At 40.2% G+C, this 18353-nt stretch carries 17 protein-coding genes; 2 read left to right on the top strand and 15 right to left on the bottom strand.

What is annotated here, in order from left to right; genetic code table 11:
- Window positions 1-74: 74 nt before the first annotated feature.
- Window positions 75-2345, top strand: coding sequence for a carbamoyltransferase HypF (hypF, locus tag DV417_RS06155; protein WP_118879093.1), 2271 nt, complete (start codon window positions 75-77; stop codon window positions 2343-2345).
- Window positions 2346-2432: 87 nt separating this feature from the next.
- Here hypF and hycI read toward each other — a convergent pair whose 3' ends face one another.
- The 12 genes from hycI to siaB form a co-directional block, all read right to left on the bottom strand.
- Window positions 2433-2891 carry a hydrogenase maturation peptidase HycI gene (hycI, locus tag DV417_RS06150; RefSeq protein ID WP_118879092.1) on the bottom strand — a complete coding sequence of 153 codons (459 nt, stop codon included), beginning with the start codon at window positions 2889-2891 and terminating at the stop codon, window positions 2433-2435.
- The gene (locus tag DV417_RS06145) at window positions 2884-3291 is read right to left on the bottom strand and encodes a formate hydrogenlyase maturation HycH family protein (RefSeq protein ID WP_005631954.1); all 408 of its coding nucleotides are present in this window, start codon (window positions 3289-3291) and stop codon (window positions 2884-2886) included. Before DV417_RS06145 ends, hycI begins: the two co-directional genes overlap by 8 nt.
- 365 nt (window positions 3292-3656) lie before the next feature.
- Window positions 3657-4433 (bottom strand): NADH-quinone oxidoreductase subunit B family protein, encoded by a 777-nt coding sequence (locus DV417_RS06140; protein ID WP_005634686.1) that lies wholly within the window; start codon window positions 4431-4433, stop codon window positions 3657-3659.
- The gene (locus DV417_RS06135; protein WP_005626087.1) at window positions 4430-5005 is read right to left on the bottom strand and encodes a formate hydrogenlyase complex iron-sulfur subunit; all 576 of its coding nucleotides are present in this window, start codon (window positions 5003-5005) and stop codon (window positions 4430-4432) included. The genes DV417_RS06140 and DV417_RS06135 overlap by 4 nt, the downstream gene beginning before the upstream one ends.
- A gap of 10 nt (window positions 5006-5015) precedes the next feature.
- Window positions 5016-6746, bottom strand: coding sequence for a hydrogenase large subunit (locus DV417_RS06130; protein ID WP_005634689.1), 1731 nt, complete (start codon window positions 6744-6746; stop codon window positions 5016-5018).
- A 19-nt stretch (window positions 6747-6765) separates the two neighbouring features.
- Window positions 6766-8304: a hydrogenase 4 subunit F gene (locus tag DV417_RS06125; protein ID WP_118879091.1), complete on the bottom strand. Its 1539-nt coding sequence runs from the start codon at window positions 8302-8304 to the stop codon at window positions 6766-6768.
- Between the two features lie 4 nt (window positions 8305-8308).
- Entirely contained in the window at window positions 8309-8947 is a 639-nt protein-coding gene (hyfE, locus tag DV417_RS06120) for a hydrogenase 4 membrane subunit (protein WP_005626080.1), read from the bottom strand.
- A 10-nt stretch (window positions 8948-8957) separates the two neighbouring features.
- Window positions 8958-10403 (bottom strand): hydrogenase 4 subunit D, encoded by a 1446-nt coding sequence (locus tag DV417_RS06115; RefSeq protein ID WP_009499957.1) that lies wholly within the window; start codon window positions 10401-10403, stop codon window positions 8958-8960.
- Window positions 10404-10412: 9 nt separating this feature from the next.
- Window positions 10413-11375 (bottom strand): respiratory chain complex I subunit 1 family protein, encoded by a 963-nt coding sequence (locus tag DV417_RS06110; protein WP_118879090.1) that lies wholly within the window; start codon window positions 11373-11375, stop codon window positions 10413-10415.
- 9 nt (window positions 11376-11384) lie between these two features.
- Window positions 11385-13406: a hydrogenase 4 subunit B gene (gene hyfB / locus DV417_RS06105; RefSeq protein ID WP_118879089.1), complete on the bottom strand. Its 2022-nt coding sequence runs from the start codon at window positions 13404-13406 to the stop codon at window positions 11385-11387.
- A gap of 42 nt (window positions 13407-13448) precedes the next feature.
- A complete protein-coding gene (locus tag DV417_RS06100) occupies window positions 13449-14048 on the bottom strand; it encodes a 4Fe-4S dicluster domain-containing protein (RefSeq protein ID WP_032803273.1) in 600 nt (199 codons plus the stop codon).
- A gap of 435 nt (window positions 14049-14483) precedes the next feature.
- Window positions 14484-15158: a 5-acetyl neuraminic acid cytidyl-transferase gene (gene siaB, locus DV417_RS06095; protein ID WP_005646563.1), complete on the bottom strand. Its 675-nt coding sequence runs from the start codon at window positions 15156-15158 to the stop codon at window positions 14484-14486.
- Between the two features lie 113 nt (window positions 15159-15271).
- Here siaB and DV417_RS06090 point away from each other — a divergent pair, with 113 nt between their 5' ends.
- Complete coding sequence (locus DV417_RS06090; protein WP_118879088.1) at window positions 15272-15934, top strand: NAD(P)H-dependent oxidoreductase; 663 nt, start codon at window positions 15272-15274, stop codon at window positions 15932-15934.
- Between the two features lie 50 nt (window positions 15935-15984).
- On the opposite strand, the gene apbC is transcribed toward DV417_RS06090, so the two are convergent.
- The 3 genes from apbC to DV417_RS06075 form a co-directional block, all read right to left on the bottom strand.
- Window positions 15985-17097, bottom strand: a complete 1113-nt coding sequence (apbC, locus tag DV417_RS06085) for an iron-sulfur cluster carrier protein ApbC (protein WP_118879087.1) — start codon at window positions 17095-17097, stop codon at window positions 15985-15987.
- Window positions 17098-17254: 157 nt separating this feature from the next.
- Window positions 17255-17620, bottom strand: a complete 366-nt coding sequence (locus DV417_RS06080) for an SEL1-like repeat protein (RefSeq protein ID WP_118879086.1) — start codon at window positions 17618-17620, stop codon at window positions 17255-17257.
- Between the two features lie 13 nt (window positions 17621-17633).
- Window positions 17634-18284, bottom strand: coding sequence for a tetratricopeptide repeat protein (locus tag DV417_RS06075; protein WP_065250423.1), 651 nt, complete (start codon window positions 18282-18284; stop codon window positions 17634-17636).
- Window positions 18285-18353: the final 69 nt, after the last annotated feature.

Raw genomic sequence — 18353 nt, 5'->3', positions numbered from 1 at the left:
TGATAAAAATCACAGCTTACACATATATTTTCAGTTAGCATAAACACCACTCAATTTGATGTAGAGAATAAGTTATGAACGGAATCGAATTACGCATTAAAGGCAAAGTGCAAGGTGTGGGATTTCGCCCTTTTGTGTGGTTATTAGCAAATGAATATGGCCTAAAGGGTGATGTAAATAATGATGGGCAAGGAGTGTTAATTCGATTTGTAAATCCAGAAAAAGATGCGCTTACACATTTTTTAAAAGATTTACAGGAAAAACTACCGCCTTTAGCTTTAATCACAGATATTCAGCAATATGAAAAACACTGGGAAAATCTACCGCACTTTGCTGAATTTGTCATTCGAGAAAGCGAAAACAATGCAATGGACACGCAAATTGTGCCTGATGCCGCCACTTGTCCCGCTTGCGTAGAAGATTTATTTAATCCTGAAAATCGTCGTTATCACTACCCTTTCACTAATTGCACCCATTGCGGGCCTCGTTTTACGATTATCAAAAAGATTCCTTATGATCGTAAAAATACATCAATGTCGGATTTTCCTTTCTGCCCAGATTGTGAACGCGAATATAAAAATCCAGCAGCTCGCCGATTTCATGCCCAACCTAATGCCTGCCCAGTTTGCGGCCCGCATATTTGGCTACAAGATACCGAACATCAACTTGCAACACATCAAACAGCCTTAAAACAAACCGCACTTTTGCTCAAAGAAGGAAAAATTTTGGCAATCAAAGGGATCGGCGGTTTTCATTTAGCTTGTGATGCACAGAATTTCGATACAGTTCAATTACTGCGAGATCGTAAACATCGTCCGAGCAAACCTCTTGCCATAATGGTGCCAAGTTTAGATTTTTTACAAAATTTAACAGAAACCGAAATCAAATTACTCACTAGCACAGCTGCACCAATCGTTTTGTTACAAAAAAATAAAGTGTCAAATCTGGCAAAAAATATCGCCCCGAATCTAAATGAAATTGGTGTGATGTTACCGAGTAATCCATTGCAGCATTTACTCTTACGTGAAATCAATCAACCGCTCGTCATGACATCTGCCAATCCTAGTGGTGAGCCACCTGTTTTAGACAACGAAAGTGCGGTGAAAAAATTAAGTAATTTGACTGATTTCTATCTTTGCCATAATCGCGATATTTTGCAACGCTCTGATGATAGCTTAGTGAGAGCCTCTTTTGATGGCGTGGAAACGCTACGCCGAGCGCGTGGCTACGTTCCTGATGAAATGCTATTGAAAACGGAAAATACAAAAAATATCTTAGCATTGGGTTCCGATCTTAAAAATACATTTTGCCTACTAAAACAAAATAAAGCCGTTGTTAGCCAACATATTGGTGATACCGCCAATGAGCTTGTGCAACAACAATTAGAAAATAATATCGACTTATTTTGCCAAATTTATCAATTCAAACCGGATTTAATCGCGGTTGATGCACACTCAGGTTATTTTTCATCAAAAACGGGGAAAAATCTCGCAAAAAAATTATCGGTACCTTATGTGGAAGTGTTACATCATCACTCACATATTGCTGCTGTGTTAGCAGAACATCATTGTCATGAAAAAGTGATTGGTCTAGCTTTAGATGGTATTGGAATGGGGGATAACGGGCAACTTTGGGGCGGAGAATGCTTATTAGTGGATGGCGAACAATCTCAACATTTAGGTGGATTGCCTGCCGTTGCTTTGCCAGGTGGCGATCTTGCGGCAACTCAACCTTGGCGCAATTGGCTTGCTCATCTTCAAAAATTTGTACCCAATTGGCGTGACATTGCGGCTAAAACTTGTTCTGAATTACCTTGGGAACCTCTTTCCAATGCCATTGAACGTAATCTTAATTCTCCGCTCATTTCATCGGCTGGGAGACTATTTGATGCGGTAGCTTATGGATTAGGTATTGTGGGTGACAAACTCTCTTGGGAGGGAGAGGCTGCTTGTTATTTAGAAGCGCTAACCACAAAATCTGACTTTATCAAAGATGAAAAAAGTGCGGTCAATATTCAGGTTAAAATACCAATCAAAAATAATCAATTAGATTTAGCCACATTTTGGCAAAGTTGGCTGGCTTACAATGATTCAAAAGAAAATAAGGCATTTGTTTTCCATTATGCTCTGGCAAAAGGTTTTGCTGAGTTAGCTCGTCAGCAAGCAAAACGCCACAATTGCAAAACCATTGTGCTTTCAGGCGGTGTAATGCATAACCAATTATTACGTCGTTTATTAAAACAAGCACTTGCAGAATTTAATGTGTTAAGTGCACATCAATATCCAATGGGAGATGGCGGATTAAGTCTAGGGCAAGCGATGATCGCATCAAGATTGTCTGGCTAATGCCAAATTCATTTAAGCAAATGTTGCTTATTAACATATAAAAAAACGATCGCAAGTTAAGCGATCGTTTTTTATGAATAAAAGCAACTACAATCGAGTAATTTCGCCTAAATCGCCCCCATCCTTCAAAAATTCATAGAAAAATTCTACCGCACTTTTTACAGCTTCACTCATCGGAAAACCAAAGGAAACAAGATCGGGCTGGATACCAATAAAAATAACCTCAGGAATATCTTCCTCTAATTGCTCGATTAAAAAATTAAGTGGCAAATTATGCGTGCTGACGAAGAACATTTCTGCAATGAGTTCTTTATCGATAATACGAATTTTACCAACGGGCAATTCCATTTCTGTTGCATCAAAGATAATTAAACGCTTTGGTTTCATGGCACGGATCTGATGCACAAGATTTTCTGGTGCTGAACCGCCATCAAGTGCGGTCCAATTTAGCAATGGATTTTCAGAACAAAGCTGGGCAAGATAAGGGCCTGCTCCGTCATCGCCCATCATTGTGTTACCAACAGTTAGGATTACATTTTCATTCATCACGACGTTTCACCATAATATACATCACAGGTTCACGCTGAATGGAAGCAAGCGTGTCCATTAAAATATCGACCCATTTTTGATGTTCAGGCGAAAAATTGGCTCGATTTTCATCAAGTGCCTTAGCCAATAAATTTACATGACTTGAATCAATCACAATTTCACCAAATTTCATTAAGCCCGCAAACTTACGTTTTGCATCCCCTTCAGGGAAGGTATCTACAAAACGTTGGTAATCTGCATAATCACAAATTAGCAATTTTTTAAAGCAGTCAATCACACCAACATGGTGACCAATCGCAAGGGAATAATACATTACTTGCTTGGCTTGCTCTGGAACTTGCTCATCGTTTTCAACAAAACGCTCATTGAGTAAATAGAAAAAAACTTGGGTTGTCATGGTACGTCCTATAAAACTTGTAAAGTAATTTCTTCGCTAATCAATACTGCCAAATCTCCCCTTACCCCTCTTTGCTAAAGAGGGGGATTTCTCTTTAGCAATAAAGTACTTCTCTATCATTTTAATTTTCTGTTGTTAATGCAGAAAACTAGATTAAAATTGACCGCTCTTATTCCTCTCTTTGCTAAAGAGGGAGATTCTTCTTTAGCAATAAAATGTCTTCTCTCTCATTTTAATTTTCTATTGTTAATACAGAAAACTAGATTGAAATTGACTGCTCTTATTCCCCTCTTTAGCAAAGAGGGGTAAGGGGAGATTTGGCAGAAATCAAAACGGAGCTATTAGTTTATTTAGCAATCGTTAGACTATCCCGAAAACGGCATACTAATTGCATGTAATCGGTTTACGATTTCACTCAAACGAGGATCCGCTTCACGTTCCAAAAATTCGCCAAGACGAACACCAAATGGAACCCGATCTTTTTCAGACATCATACTCATAAATTGATTAGCAATGTCTCCACCTTGTCGATAGCCCGCTAAACGACGCGCTTCACGTTCTAATTCCACGCGTAAATCTAATGGAATATTTGGGAAACGTAATTTAGCCTCAGCATTAGGATCGGCAATTTCTTGTTTACCTTTGAGTTTTTGATCAAGTAAACCAAGTGCCATTGCAAAACCATAAATAGTCGCCGCTGGAGTTGGAGGGCAACCAGGAATATACACATCAATTGGCACAATTTGATCGCTACCGCCCCACACGCAGTACAAGTCATGGAAAATACCGCCACCACAACCGCACGCCCCATAAGAAATACAGATTTTTGGATCGGGTGCAGCTTGATAAGCACGCATTGCTGGTGTACGCATTGCACGAGTTACCGCACCAGTAAATAATAAAATATCCGCATGGCGAGGTGATGCAACAACCTTAATCCCAAAACGTTCTGCGTCAAAGGTTGGTGTAATGGTACTAAAAATTTCAATTTCACAACCATTACAACCGCCACAGTCAACACGGTAAACATAAGCGGAACGTTGAATATTTTTCAACAAAGTTTGTTTCATTTTCGCAATGTTTTCATCCACACTAAATGGCGTTGAAATACCATTCACGGGCATTGGGATTTGTGTGTTCATCTTGCAATCTCCCTAACGTGATCAAATAACGCCAATTTCACGCGCATATTGGATTCCATATCGGCGGTTTTTTCCAAACTGTTTTGGCGTTTACAGGTTGGGCAAGTGTTGAGCACCGCTAATTTATGTTTTACCAGTTCATCGTTATCCAATGTTTGTTTGAATAAATCCACTGCATAATTGAGTTCTTTATGAGAAACAAAAGGTTGACCACATTGATGACAAATCGTTGTAGTAAAGGTTGTTTCTTGATAAAGATCCTGTTTATTGCTAACTGATAATTCAAAATCTTGGCTTAAACGAATCGCTTTTGTTGGGCAAACTTCTTCACAACGGCCACAGAAAATGCAGCGGCCTAAAAATAATGACCACGTACGTTCGCCTGTTTCTGGATCAGTACGCATAGTAAGCGCATTAGCTGGGCATGCCATCGTACAAGCTGCACAAACAATACATTGATCAGAATTCAGTTCTGGCTTACCACGGAAATCAGGATCAACTTCATAGGGTTTAAACGGATATTTAGTGGTAACATCCCCCGCATTTAATACGGTTTTAAGTAATTTAAACATTGTGCGCCCCCTATTTTAATGGTGAATTTTTACGTTCAATGCCGTAACGTTCGATTTCTTTGTAAGAAACCGTTTGTGCTTTGCGTTTACGTACATCCACCACTGTTACACGGTCAGTACAAGAATAGCAAGGGTCAAGGCTACCAATGATAAGTGGCGCATCTGATACCGTATTGCCACGCAACATATAACGTAAAGTTGGCCAGTTTGCATAAGTCGCTGCACGACAACGCCAGCGATATAATTTTTGGTTATCACCAAGCATTGACCAGTGAATGTCTTCACCACGCGGTGCTTCCGTGATACCTAAGGCAAAACGTCCAGGGGTGTAATTGAAACCTTCAGTGATAATCGCACCAGTAGGCAAGTTATCCACCATATAATCAATGATATTCATGGATTCAAACACTTCATTTACCCGCACTTTCACGCGAGAAATCACATCGCCACCTTGTTCGGTGAACATATTGAATGGTACATCGCCATAGCCAGAGAAGGGGTGAATTTTACGCACATCACGTGCGAAGCCGGAACCTCGAATCATCGGTCCGACTGGGCTGAAATCACGCGCAACTTGACGATCAAGCACTCCTACGCCCACAGTACGTTGTTCCATATTTGGCGTATTGAGTAAAATATCTACCAAAGTTTTAAGCTCTTCACGCATTTCTGCAATAAGCTTAATGCATTGTTCACGTTGGTGTTTCAACATATCACGGCGTACACCACCGATTAAGTTGATACCATAGGTTTTACGCGCACCAGTAAGCACTTCCGCAAGTGTCATCGATTTTTCACGAACACGGAAGAATTGCATAAAGCCAGTATCAAAACCAGTAAAGTGGCTAGATAAACCTAAGTTCAATAAATGACTGTGCAAGCGTTCAACTTCCAATAAAATTGCACGAATCCATTGTGCCCGTTCAGGAATTTGAATACCTAACGCATTTTCGACTGAGTTAGCATAAGCAACACTATGGGTAAAACCGCAGATACCGCACACACGGTCAGCCAAGAAATTGACTTGATCGTAATCCATTCGGGTTTCTGCCAATTTTTCCATACCACGGTGTACATAGAATAAACGATAGTCCGCATCAATAATATCTTCCCCATCGACAAATAAACGGAAGTGTCCCGGTTCATCTGATGTAATATGGAGAGGGCCGATAGGCACAATACGCGCTTCACCTTTTTCGTTAATAAACTCATAGGTTTCCGTTGCCGTAGTTGGATCTGGACGCAAACGGTAGTCCATCGAATCTTTACGTAATGGGTAAAGATCATCTGGCCAGTCATCTGGTAACACTAAACGGCGTTGATCGGGAAGACCGACGGCTTTTAAACCGTACATATCAAATAATTCACGTTCGCCCCACACCGCCGCTTTGACTTTCGGTGTCACGGAAGGAAATTCGAGTGTAACAGGATCCACTAGTGCTTTAATCGTCACAAAAGTCTTGACGACGCCTTCCATAGAAAGCACGTAATAAACGGCATAATGACCATGAATTGAGCGTTCATCGTTACCAAAAACCAATGGCAACCAGCCCTCATGTTGATAGTAAAGATACTCCACCACATCAGGTAACATATTAGTTTTCACCGTTAAAGTCACTTGATTCGGTGTAGACCACTCCTCATCTAAAATTGTATTCGGAAATTTTGCATTAACGGCTTCAATATAATTTTTGCCGAGCATTTTTACCGGATCGACCGATGTATTTTTAGTTAATTCCATTTTTTCCCCCAGTTGTCGATCATTTCGCTAAACTTTGCCAAGGTAAAACTAGCATATCGCCAAAGGACACATGTTCAGATCCAAGCACAATTCCTACCGCACTTTTTAGTAACTGCAAGATTGGCTCTGCAATATGGATACCCATTACAAACATTAACAACAATAGTATGGCCATTGCCGCCAAAGAGACTTTACTGACTTCGCCTGCTTCCACATTATCAGGTTGTTTACCAAGCACTGTTTTTAATAGCATTAAGGCAAGTCCTGCAAGCACGATGGTAAGTAAAATTAAGCATAAAATAACTAACCAAGTTTTACCCGCTGTAATCCCTGCGACCACAACACTAAATTCACTCACAAATACGTTAAATGGAGGGATACCGCCCAATGCCAACGCACCACCTGCGAAAAGCACCGCACTCACTGGTGCAACACGCCATAATCCACGCACTTGATTCATATCACGGGTTTTATATTTCAATAGAATATTACCCGATGCACAGAATAATAAGGTTTTCGCAAGGCTATGGTTGATAGTGTGAAGTAAACCTGCAAATACCCCAATTGGGCCACCAAGACCGAAAGCAAAGCTGATTAAGCCCATATTTTCGATACTTGAGTAAGCAAGCAAGCGTTTAATATCAAATTGCACGATGATAAATAACGCCGCCACAAGCACTGAAAGTAAACCAAAGATTAACATTAAGGTTTGTGGAAATTCTGCGCCAACTGCTTTTGAAACCAATGTGTAGTAACGCAACACTACAAGCATTGCACAGTTTAATAACACCGCTGATAAAATTGCACTCACTGGGCTTGGTGCTTCACTGTGTGCGTCTGATAACCAAGTATGCATTGGAAATAGACCGCACTTCGTGCCAAAACCAATCAATACGAAAGCGAATGCGATATACATCAACATTGGGTTTAAACCAGTGGCTTGTTGATTCACGGCTGACCAGAAAATCGCTTGGCTTGGATCGGCAAGCACGCTATTTGCATTAGCAAAGGTTAAAAGTGTGCCGTATAAACCGAAGGCGACGCCCACAGAACAGATGATGATGTATTTCCACGCGGCTTCAAGGGATGTTTTTTGTTTGTAAGTACCGACCAAAAACGCAGAGCTTAATGTTGTCGCTTCAATTGCAACCCACATTAAAATCAAGTTATTGGTGATAACTGACACAATCATCGTAAAGAAGAATAAGTGTAAGAAACCGTGGTAATGAGCATAGGTTTTAAAATCAATATGCCCTTCTTCCAATTCAGTGTTCATATAACCGATGGAATACACACCAGCAAGTGAACCCACGACAGCAATTAAGCCTAAGAAAATGGTAGAAAGACTATCAACATACACCCAGTTGTTAAATGCACTGATACTGCCTTTTTCCAACACGCCAGAAATGACTTGTACGGAAAAGAACAACATCAAAATTAACCCGGTAATATGGAATGCGGTACAAACTGTCCGATTTTTTGTTCCGCGTAGTGCAAAGCTTTCAAAAGCGATGACTAAAGGTGCGACTAATAACGCAATTATCCATTGTTCATACATAGCGTTACCCCTTCAAACTCATAAGTTGTTTGGCATCAACAGTGTTGAAAGTGCGGTAAATTTTATTCACCAACACAACCATTATGATGACCGCAAAAATCGCATCGGTGGCAATGCCGATTTCAACTAATTCTGGCGCATTGTTGGCAAGTAAAGCCAACGTTAAATGCGCACCGTTTTCCATTAAACAATAACCGAAAACTTGTTTCACAATATTGCGTTGGCTCACAATACACACTAAACCTAAAAGGAAGTGGCTAAGTGATACTGACAACGCTGGTTTTAAATGTTCAACTAACGGTAAGTTCACTGGAATGACAACAAAGTAACATAAGCAAACGATGATAGATGTGATCGGGATCAACCAAGCGACATTCATTCCTGCAGGAGTTTGACTTTCGTCAATTTTTCGTAAAGAAAAGATTAAAATTCCTGGCACTAATAATACTTTCGTGATGAATGCACTAATGGACCACATATAAAGTTCGTGAGCTTGCATTTCAAATGCCAAATAAACGAATAACACCACCAATACAAGAGACTGTAAGCCATAGCACAACGCGGATTTTTTTGCGGTTTTTGCCATAATGACACAAAGCGATGTAATGATGAGTAAACTCGCTAATACATTGATCATTAACATAATTCTCTCCTTAACCCGCAAGGCCTAACCAATAGGCAGCGATAAAGCTAGAACACACAGACATCACCATTAAAATCACTAAAACAAATGTCATAGAGAATGGCAATGGCTGCGCATTTTGCACGTCTTCAGATGGTTTACCGATAACGCATTGACCAAATTTATAAAGCAACCAAACAAATGTTGCCGTAGATTCAATCAACGCAATCACCATTAACCAAGTTACCCAAGAATATTCTTGTCCAAGGTCGAAACCTGCGGCAAATAATGGGAATTTACTGAAGAAACCGTTAAACGGTGGCACACCAGCAATAGCCAATGCGGCAATACCAAATCCTGTACCAACCACAGGCATGGTGCGCATAATCCCTTGTAAACGAGGCATTGAACGTGTGCCTGTGGCATAACTCAATGAACCTGCAACTAAGAAGAATAAACTTTTCGCAAAGGCGTGGTTAAAGATATAAGCAATCGCTGCAACAAAGGCTAATTTAGAACCTAATGCTGCAAGAGAAAGCCCGATGAAAATGTAAGAAAGTTGAGTGATAGTTGAATACGCAAGTAAGCGTTTTAAATCCGCTTGTGGCAAGTACATTAAGAAACCATAAATCAATGTAATCATTGCCATCACAATCCCTACTTCACCCACAATGTGAGGAATTTCACCAGCAGACATCACGGAACGAGCGAAAATATAGACGCCCACTTTTACCATTGATGCGGCGTGCAAATACGCACTGACGGGTGTTGGCGCTTCCATCGCATTTGGTAACCAAATTTGCATTGGAAGTTGTGCTGATTTACCCCATGCGGCAAACATCACGCCAAACAACACGATAGTTTTCGCTTCAGGCGTAAGATGTTCTAACGCGGTGATAGAGAATGTGCCAGATTGGCTAAATAAATAAGCCGCAGCAAGATATAAACCTAATGAACCTACGTGAGTAATAATCAACGCTTTCATCGCAGCCGCCATTGCTTTTTGGCTTTGATAATAGCTGATTAATGCCCAAGAACATCCCCCAGTGATTTCAAAGAAAAGCAACTGGCCCGCCAAAGTTGATGAATACACCAAGCCAGCCATTGCACCGATGAAGATCAATAAGAAAGCATAAAAACGAGGTAATCCGTTATGCGGATGTTCGCGGTTTTTATCGGTTAAGTAGCCACAAGAATATAAGCAAATTAAGAAACCTAAACCCACAACGGCAAAGGCAATTAATGTACTTACTGCATCTAAGGTCACGCCGAAGATTGCAGTATCACCAAATTTAACTAAATCATAGGTGACAGATTGTGCGCCATTTGCATACCACTGCCCCGCCACAGCAAGTGTGCCAAGGGTAGCAAGTGCGGCAAAAATTGTGGCGATTTTTGGGAAAGATTGTTTGTTCAACCCCACAATAAACGCACCGACAAACGGTAAAATGATTGTAATTAGTGCTAAACGTTCCATATTTCCTCCTTACAATCCTGTGAAGTAAAACACAAACGCCAACACTGAAATGCCGAAACCGACCACAGTTAAACGTCCTGTTAGCATAAAGCGGGTACGAGCCAATGTGTTTTCAAACACACATGCGGCAATAAATACCACGAGCAATTTCACAAAGAAAGAAACGATACCTAAAATAACCGCACTTACCGTGAACTCTTGTGCTGCACCGAATGGGAAAAGCACGCTCACAAAGACAGAGGCAACCACCATTGATTTTAAACTCAAACCAACTTTCAATAAGGCGAAAGAAGGGCCTGAATATTCAGTAAGTGGGCCTTCTTGAAGTTCTTGTTCTGCTTCAGCCAAGTCAAATGGAATTTTGCCCATTTCAATAAAGATCGCAAAAGCAGCGGCAACTAAGGCAATTACTGTTGCAACGGGATATTGCCAAGGTTGGCTAGAAAGTGCGGTGCTAATAACTGCAAAATTCGTAGAACCTGCAATTAAAGCAATCACAATGAATGCCAACATTAAGATTGGTTCAACAAGTACGCCTAATGTCACTTCACGGCTTGCACCTAAACTTGAGAAAGTACTGTTAGAATCCAAACCCGCAATTGAGAAGAAAAAGCGGAACAACGCGAACAAATAAATAACGGTGATTAAATCACTGCCTGCCCCAAAAGGTGAGTGATGAGTAAACATGGGTAAACTCATCGCAACCACCATGACGGTGCTAATTAACACATAAGGCATAACACGAGATACCCAACCCGCATTATCTGGCCAAATATTTTGACGCGTCATTAATTTTGCAATGTCGCGATAATCTTGTAACAAGCCTGGGCCTCGACGAGATTGAATACGAGCCCTAATCATCCGTGAAATGCCTGAAAAGAGAGGTGCCAAAGCGAGAAGAATTAACGCTTGCACAATGGCTAAAAGGAACATTCCAGCGGAAGTGGAAATTTCTGAAGGTAATGAAATCATAATTTCCTCCTACATCAACGCAATGGAAAGTAATAACACAACTAAGGCAATCACGAAGTACACGCAATAAACGCGGAAGTCGCCTTGTTGTAGCCATTGAATTTTACGACCTAACCACGGGATAAAATGCGCAATCGGCATTGTTACTTTTTCTTCCCAGAATGGTTCTGTTTTGGTCGCACCTGAAATTAATGCATTGATACCTTTTGCACCAGCAGGCGCAGGATCAAGCACTTGACGCAAGGTATAAAGTGGTTTGAAGATAATACGAAGCGGACGAGTAAAACTACCCGCAGAGGCTGCCATATCCATTTCGTAAGCATAACCACAAGCCCAAGGATTGCCTTTTGCACGATCTGCCATACGATTGCCTTTGGTGTAAGCGTAATACATAAACGGCAACACAAAGAATGCAATCAACATAATGCTCACCATTGGTGTAGAAAGTGCCGTATTCGGTGTATTGCTTGCTACCACTACACCATTTTCGGCTAAATTAAGCATGTCATTATGAGAAAGTGCGGTTGCAATATTGGCAATTATTGGGGTTACCACAGAAGCGCCCACGCCTAAAAGTACGCAGAATAATGCCAAGATTGCCATTGCAATCACCATTGGTTTTGGTACTTCGCGTGCATGTGCTGCTTTTTCGCTGCGTGGTGCACCACCAAAGCTAATACCATACACTTTCACGAAACAAAGTGCGGCAAGTGCACCTGTTAAGGCAAGCATAATGATTGCAACAGGGCCAGCAATGCGTAATACCACATCATTGTGTTGGCTTAGGCTAAATAAAGATTGATAAGTAAACCATTCACTCACAAAACCATTAAATGGTGGTAATGCAGAAATTGCCATGGTACCAATCAAGAAACAGAAAGCAGTAAATGGCATTAATTTGCCAAGTCCGCCCATTAAATCCATATCTTTTGAATGTAAACGGTACATCACAGAACCAGCACCCAAGAACAATAAGCCTTTGAATACCGCATGGTTAAGTAAGTGATATAAACCGCCAAGTAAACCGACAATAGCAAGTACAGGATTATGAATGGACATACCAATCATACCAACACCAACACCCATCATAATAATGCCGATGTTTTCTACGGTGTGATACGCCAAAAGTTTTTTGATGTCATGTTCAGCCAAAGCATAAAGTACGCCAAGCACAGAAGAGACTGCTCCAAAAGCAAGCACAATCACACCAAACCACATATTGTGTGCGCCAAGTAGATCAATACCAACTTTGATAATCCCGAAAATACCAATTTTAACCATCACACCAGACATCATTGCAGAAGCATGAGAAGGCGCAGCTGGGTGAGCTTTTGGTAGCCAGCTATGCAATGGAATCATCCCTGCTTTTGCACCGAAACCAAGAAATGCCAAAATAAATACCGTAAAGGCTAAAGGCATTGAAAGCTCGGTGTGGCGGAAGGCTTCAAATTCAAAGCTACCTGCGTAGCAATAGAAAATAAAGAAAGCGATCATAATCAACACAGAACCAGCGTGAGCAATGAAGAAATACAACAAGCCCGCATTGGTTGCGTTGTCGTCTTGTTCGGTTAGTACTAAGAAGTAAGATGCCAAAGACATCATTTCAAAGAACACTAAAAAGTAGAAAGCGTTATCGCTGGTGACTAAAGCAACCATTGAGGCGATAAACAAATTCATAAAGAAGCCCATCGTGCCAGCGCCTTTGCCAATGTATTCTTTCACATAGGAAAAGGAATAAAGTGCGGTGATAATAACCATTAAAGAAATTACACACACCATAAACGCAGCTAATCCGTCAATGCGGATTGAAAATTGGGCGAAGTCGAAAGGGGTTGAAAACACATCAACGACCGTATCGTTGCTGATAAGCACGGGAATGCAGGCAACAATGCCTAACAAGCCACCAAGTACACCGGTCACGCCGGATATATTGATTGAAAGTTGTTCATTTTTTCGCACAGCGAGAGAAATAAACGCACCAACGACATAAATCAACAAGGACGTGATGAGCAAACTGATTGAAGAACTCATAATTTCACTCCATTGATTAACGAGTAAACAAACAATAAACTTTTATCTTGGCACAACAGGTGAACCCATCATTGCCATTTCGCGTTTTTTGCGATTTGCTTGTTCGATACTCTCATCACTAATTAAGAATAAAGTTTTTGTTGGGCAAGTTTGCATACAAGCAGGACCTTCTTCACGGAAATAGCAAAGGTCGCATTTCACCGCAATGGCTTTTACACCTGGTTCCCATGCAAGCATATTATGAACATCGGTATTATTCGGTGCAGTGCGAATATCACGTTTTACCGCATCAGTGAAAGAGAAACTGTCGTAGTGGTTTGGTGCGTCTAATGGCGCGCTACCGTGTTGAGTAATCGCCCCGAATGGACAAGCAATGGCGCAAAGTTTACAGCCAATACACAAACCTTCGTTTAATTGAATAGTGTCATTTTCGTGCTTAATTGCATGCACAGGGCATACCGTAGCACAAGGAGAATCATCACAATGACGACATAAGATCGGCACAGTAATATCGTCATTACGCATTACTTGTAACCGCGGAAAGGATTGTAATCCAAAAGCTTTGTGTACTTCGCTGCAAGCAGCCATACAGGTATTGCATCCAATGCAATCTTTCGGATCACCTATAACAAAACGGTTCATATTTTCCCCCAAAGTATGTATAGATAGAAACAGAAAGTAGGTGGAAGGCATGACGCCAATACATCACAATAACCACTCTGGAAATAAGGATACTCCTTCAGAGTTACCCAGACTAGAGTAAAACGATTGTTTTATTGACTGAGATCATAAATTTTTTTGTTTTTATTGAAGGGAAAATTTCGTATTGAGATTGACTCTCAATTCAATTTGTTAAGTTTGTAAGTAATTGAAACTATTAAACTAATTATTGAAAAACAATTGATAATACAATGTTAAAATCCTGTTGGCATTTTCTCATTTAGCACAAAAGTGCGGTAGATTTCCCGCAAGTTTTGGAGACTGCTTTGAAGTGGATTTTCATCATAAAAATCCTCTTTTCTAAATGGGAATAAACAGAATAGGCATAAAAAAGGCCGCAAAGTGCGGCCAATTTTTTTAGAATTCTTTTGAAATTAAACTTTCGGCTAATTGCAAATCAAGTGTGGAATCAATATCAATGGAACGATAAGTTGGCATTAAATAAAAACGCATTGGGGCAATAAAAAAACGTTTTTCCTCAAAGAGACTTTCGATGTCATTAATATAAATTGCGCCATTTGCACGATAAGATTTGGGTAATTTTTGGCGAGGGGCTTCAAAATCCGTTAATTCGTGAATAGGCTGAACTTCGGTACCTTCTAAAGTGAAGGATTTATAAGGATGATGCTCACATTCGCAAGCGGAAACCACTGATTTATATTTGCCACCAAGGAAAATCTCCATCGCATTACGAATATCTAAAGCATTGCGCAATGGGCTGGTTGGTTGCAAAAGTGCGGCAGTGCCTTGTGAAATATTGAGAGTTTCTAAGCAATGCAAAATAGCATCAATGGTGCGTGTATCACTTTGCGCCAAACTTTCAGGGCGTGCCACTGCTTTTGCACCGTATTTTGTGGCTTCTTTTAAAATATTTTCACCGTCTGATGTCACCACAATTTGATCAAACATACCCGATTCTTGCGCCGCCAAAATCGCACGCCCCACCAAAGAAACGCCCCCCACAAGCTGTAAATTTTTGTCTTTAATGCCTTTAGAACCTGCTCTCGCAGGAATAATTGCAATTCTTGTCATTATTTTCACCCTCTGTGATAAAAGTGCTGACTATTCTAGAATCTTTCCCTTGTTTTAGCAAAAACTAATCTTTAATATGGCAGCACATTTTTGTTTAAAAAAGAGGAAATAAAATGACTCAACTTACCCGTGAACAAGTTCTTGAACTCTTCCATCAACGCAGCTCAACACGTTATTACGATCCCGCAAAAAAAATCAGTGATGAAGATTTTGAATGTATTTTAGAGTGCGGTCGATTATCGCCGAGTTCTGTGGGCTCTGAGCCTTGGAAATTTTTAGTGATTCAAAATAAAACCCTGCGCGAAAAAATCAAACCTTTTAGCTGGGGAATGATGAATCAGCTTGATAATTGCAGTCATCTTGTGGTGATTTTAGCGAAGAAAAATGCCCGTTATGACAGCCCATTTTTTGTGGATGTGATGGCTCGTAAAGGCTTGAACGCAGAGCAACAACAAGCCGCCCTCGAAAAATACAAAACCTTGCAAGAAGAAGATATGAAATTGCTCGAAAGCGACCGCACTTTATTTGATTGGTGCAGTAAACAAACTTATATCGCCCTTGCAAATATGCTTACTGGCGCTGCCGCACTAGGCATCGACTCTTGCCCTATCGAAGGTTTTCATTACGATAAAATGAATAAATGCCTCGCCGAAGAAGGATTATTCGATCCTCAAGAATATGCGGTTTCTGTCGCCGCAACCTTCGGCTATCGCTCACGCGATATTGCGAAAAAATCCCGTAAAGCGTTAGATGAAGTGGTAAGATGGGTGGGGTAAAATAAATCCTATTAAAAAAGGGCTGCAAATGCAGCCCTATCTTTTTTCGATTATTTCACTTCTTTAAATAAAATCTCACTTGGGATTATAGAACCTTGCCAGTAAAGTTCTGTAGAGACTTTTTCTGAGAGTTGTAGGAATGCTTGTGAAATTTCATTTTCAGGCACTCGCACAACAGTCGGGTTGCCCGCATCTAAATCTTCACGGATACGAATGTGTAAAGGAAGTTGGGCTAATACTTTCACATTGTATTTTTCCGCCATTTTCTCTGCACCGCCTGTGCCAAAAATAGCTTCGTGGTGACCGCACTCGCTACAAATGTGCATAGACATATTTTCTACAATACCCAACACTGGCACGGATACTCGCTCGAACATTGAAATACCTTTCACCGCGTCAAGCAAAGCAATATCTTGTGGAGTTGTCACAACTATTGCGCCAGTCACAGGGATTTGTTGTGATAAGGTAAGTTGAATATCGCCAGTGCCCGGAGGCATATCGATGACAAGATAATCTAAACTATCCCATAGGGTTTCATTCAATAATTGGCTTAATGCGCTACTTGCCATTGGACCTCGCCAAATTGTTGCGCTGTCTTCATTCATTAAAAAGCCAATAGAATTTGCAGATAAACCATGTGCTTTAATTGGAGTGATATGTTGATTATCTGGCGAAGTTGGACGTTGATCCGCTGCGCCTAACATATGTGGAATAGAAGGCCCATAAATATCCGCATCTAAAATCCCAACACGTGCACCTTGCGCTTGTAATGCTAAAGCTAGATTAACAGAAACCGATGATTTTCCTACGCCGCCTTTACCAGAACTCACAGCAATAATATTTTTCACACCTTTTACAGCAGGTTGATTATTTGCACGTTTAAGTGTGGCGATTTGATAAGTCACCGACCATTTAATTGCTTTGCAATCTGTTGCTTTCAACAACGCATCTGAAACCGCTTGTTTTAATTGTTCTGCACCAGAATTCCATGCAAAAGGTAATTTCAATTCTATACGTAAAGTATCACCGCCCTTTTCCACTTTTTTCAAAGTATTAAGGGAAATCAGATCCTTTTGCAGGGTTGAATGCTGAAATTGTTGGATAATCTGCTGAACTTGATTTTGCTGTTCGGCAGTCAAATTATCAGAAAAGTAGGTTGCCATAATAACTTCCTGTTTAGTAGAGTAAATTTGTCGGGCATATTTAATCACGGAAAGTGCGGTATGTTAAGTTAAAGTTTTTCAAACCGAATAAAAAAACCTGTTTCTGATAACCGATTTCAGAAACAGGTATTTACTCAAATAACGGACTAAACTCAAATCATTCCATTATACAAGCTGTTTTTAGCCCTTTATGACAAGCCTGTTTAAATCTTTCTTTTGCTACCCTAAGGTTTTTTGAGAGATGTTGTCCGTTATAATATTGCGCTGCAAGATAGAAATCAGCATTTGCACAATTTTTCTCACTCGCCTTAGTAAATAACTCAAAAGATTGAGCGTATTTCTTATCTTTATAAGCTGCCACACCTAATTGAAAATCAGATTTAGCTTGTGATGAACAAGTTTCAACATCTAATGCCAAAGGCGAAATCATTGCAGGAAAGGTAATATCTTCATTAGAAGTACAAGCAGATAATACAGAAAGTGTTCCAACCAAAGAAAGCATAGTAATCAATTGTTTTTTCATAATATTTTTCCCCCTATTTCTTATTGTAACTTTTTAAAGCTTTACAAGCTTCCTTTGTACCTTGTTCACAAGATTTCTTAAATAATTCTTTGGCTTTCGCTTTATTTTGTTTAACGCCTACTCCATTATCATACATCTCACCTAAGAAAAATAGTGACGTGGAAATTCCTTGCTCTGCAGACTTTCTATACAACCTTATTGCCTCAGCATAATCTTTTTCTACGCCTTTTCCAAATCTATACATTGAACCTAAGGCCATTTGACCTTCTGGACTCCCCTGCTCTGCAGCCTTTCTATACAATTTTACTGCTTCAGCATAATCTTTTTCTACACCTTCTCCGTTTTCATACATCTCACCTAAGAAAAGTAAGGCAAACTTCGCCCCCTGATCTGCAGCTTTACGATACCATTTTGCAGCCTCAACATAATCTTGCTTAAAAAATTCCCCATTATAATACATTTGCCCCAAAAGTATTTGCGCTGTAGGATCTCCTCTCACTATACCTGCATCTTTAAACTGTTCTGCAGCCTGTGCGAAATCATTCTTCCTATAAGCATCTATACCTACTTGTGTTCCAAAATCCATAGCTGCCACAGTTGAATGAAAAGAAAGAATAGAGGCACCTAACAATGCGCTGGTAAGCAGTATTTTTGTTAATTTCATATAATAATCTCTTAAGTTGATTTATAAAAAATACCAAATTTTTTGTTTGGCAATATGTTTTGTTAGTTT

The organism is Haemophilus haemolyticus, assembly GCF_003490935.1.
Lineage (GTDB): Bacteria > Pseudomonadota > Gammaproteobacteria > Enterobacterales > Pasteurellaceae > Haemophilus > Haemophilus haemolyticus_M.
This window is presented reverse-complemented; position numbering and strand designations above follow the sequence as displayed.

What these genes read in the sequence shown, in the direction of transcription:
- hypF (WP_118879093.1), top strand. Translation starts at nt 75, where the DNA reads ATGAACGGAATCGAATTACGCATTAAAGGCAAAGTGCAAGGTGTGGGA.
- hycI (WP_118879092.1), bottom strand. Translation starts at nt 2,891, where the DNA reads ATGAATGAAAATGTAATCCTAACTGTTGGTAACACAATGATGGGCGAT.
- DV417_RS06145 (WP_005631954.1), bottom strand. Translation starts at nt 3,291, where the DNA reads ATGACAACCCAAGTTTTTTTCTATTTACTCAATGAGCGTTTTGTTGAA.
- DV417_RS06140 (WP_005634686.1), bottom strand. Translation starts at nt 4,433, where the DNA reads ATGAACACACAAATCCCAATGCCCGTGAATGGTATTTCAACGCCATTT.
- DV417_RS06135 (WP_005626087.1), bottom strand. Translation starts at nt 5,005, where the DNA reads ATGTTTAAATTACTTAAAACCGTATTAAATGCGGGGGATGTTACCACT.
- DV417_RS06130 (WP_005634689.1), bottom strand. Translation starts at nt 6,746, where the DNA reads ATGGAATTAACTAAAAATACATCGGTCGATCCGGTAAAAATGCTCGGC.
- DV417_RS06125 (WP_118879091.1), bottom strand. Translation starts at nt 8,304, where the DNA reads ATGTATGAACAATGGATAATTGCGTTATTAGTCGCACCTTTAGTCATC.
- hyfE (WP_005626080.1), bottom strand. Translation starts at nt 8,947, where the DNA reads ATGTTAATGATCAATGTATTAGCGAGTTTACTCATCATTACATCGCTT.
- DV417_RS06115 (WP_009499957.1), bottom strand. Translation starts at nt 10,403, where the DNA reads ATGGAACGTTTAGCACTAATTACAATCATTTTACCGTTTGTCGGTGCG.
- DV417_RS06110 (WP_118879090.1), bottom strand. Translation starts at nt 11,375, where the DNA reads ATGATTTCATTACCTTCAGAAATTTCCACTTCCGCTGGAATGTTCCTT.
- hyfB (WP_118879089.1), bottom strand. Translation starts at nt 13,406, where the DNA reads ATGAGTTCTTCAATCAGTTTGCTCATCACGTCCTTGTTGATTTATGTC.
- DV417_RS06100 (WP_032803273.1), bottom strand. Translation starts at nt 14,048, where the DNA reads ATGAACCGTTTTGTTATAGGTGATCCGAAAGATTGCATTGGATGCAAT.
- siaB (WP_005646563.1), bottom strand. Translation starts at nt 15,158, where the DNA reads ATGACAAGAATTGCAATTATTCCTGCGAGAGCAGGTTCTAAAGGCATT.
- DV417_RS06090 (WP_118879088.1), top strand. Translation starts at nt 15,272, where the DNA reads ATGACTCAACTTACCCGTGAACAAGTTCTTGAACTCTTCCATCAACGC.
- apbC (WP_118879087.1), bottom strand. Translation starts at nt 17,097, where the DNA reads ATGGCAACCTACTTTTCTGATAATTTGACTGCCGAACAGCAAAATCAA.
- DV417_RS06080 (WP_118879086.1), bottom strand. Translation starts at nt 17,620, where the DNA reads ATGAAAAAACAATTGATTACTATGCTTTCTTTGGTTGGAACACTTTCT.
- DV417_RS06075 (WP_065250423.1), bottom strand. Translation starts at nt 18,284, where the DNA reads ATGAAATTAACAAAAATACTGCTTACCAGCGCATTGTTAGGTGCCTCT.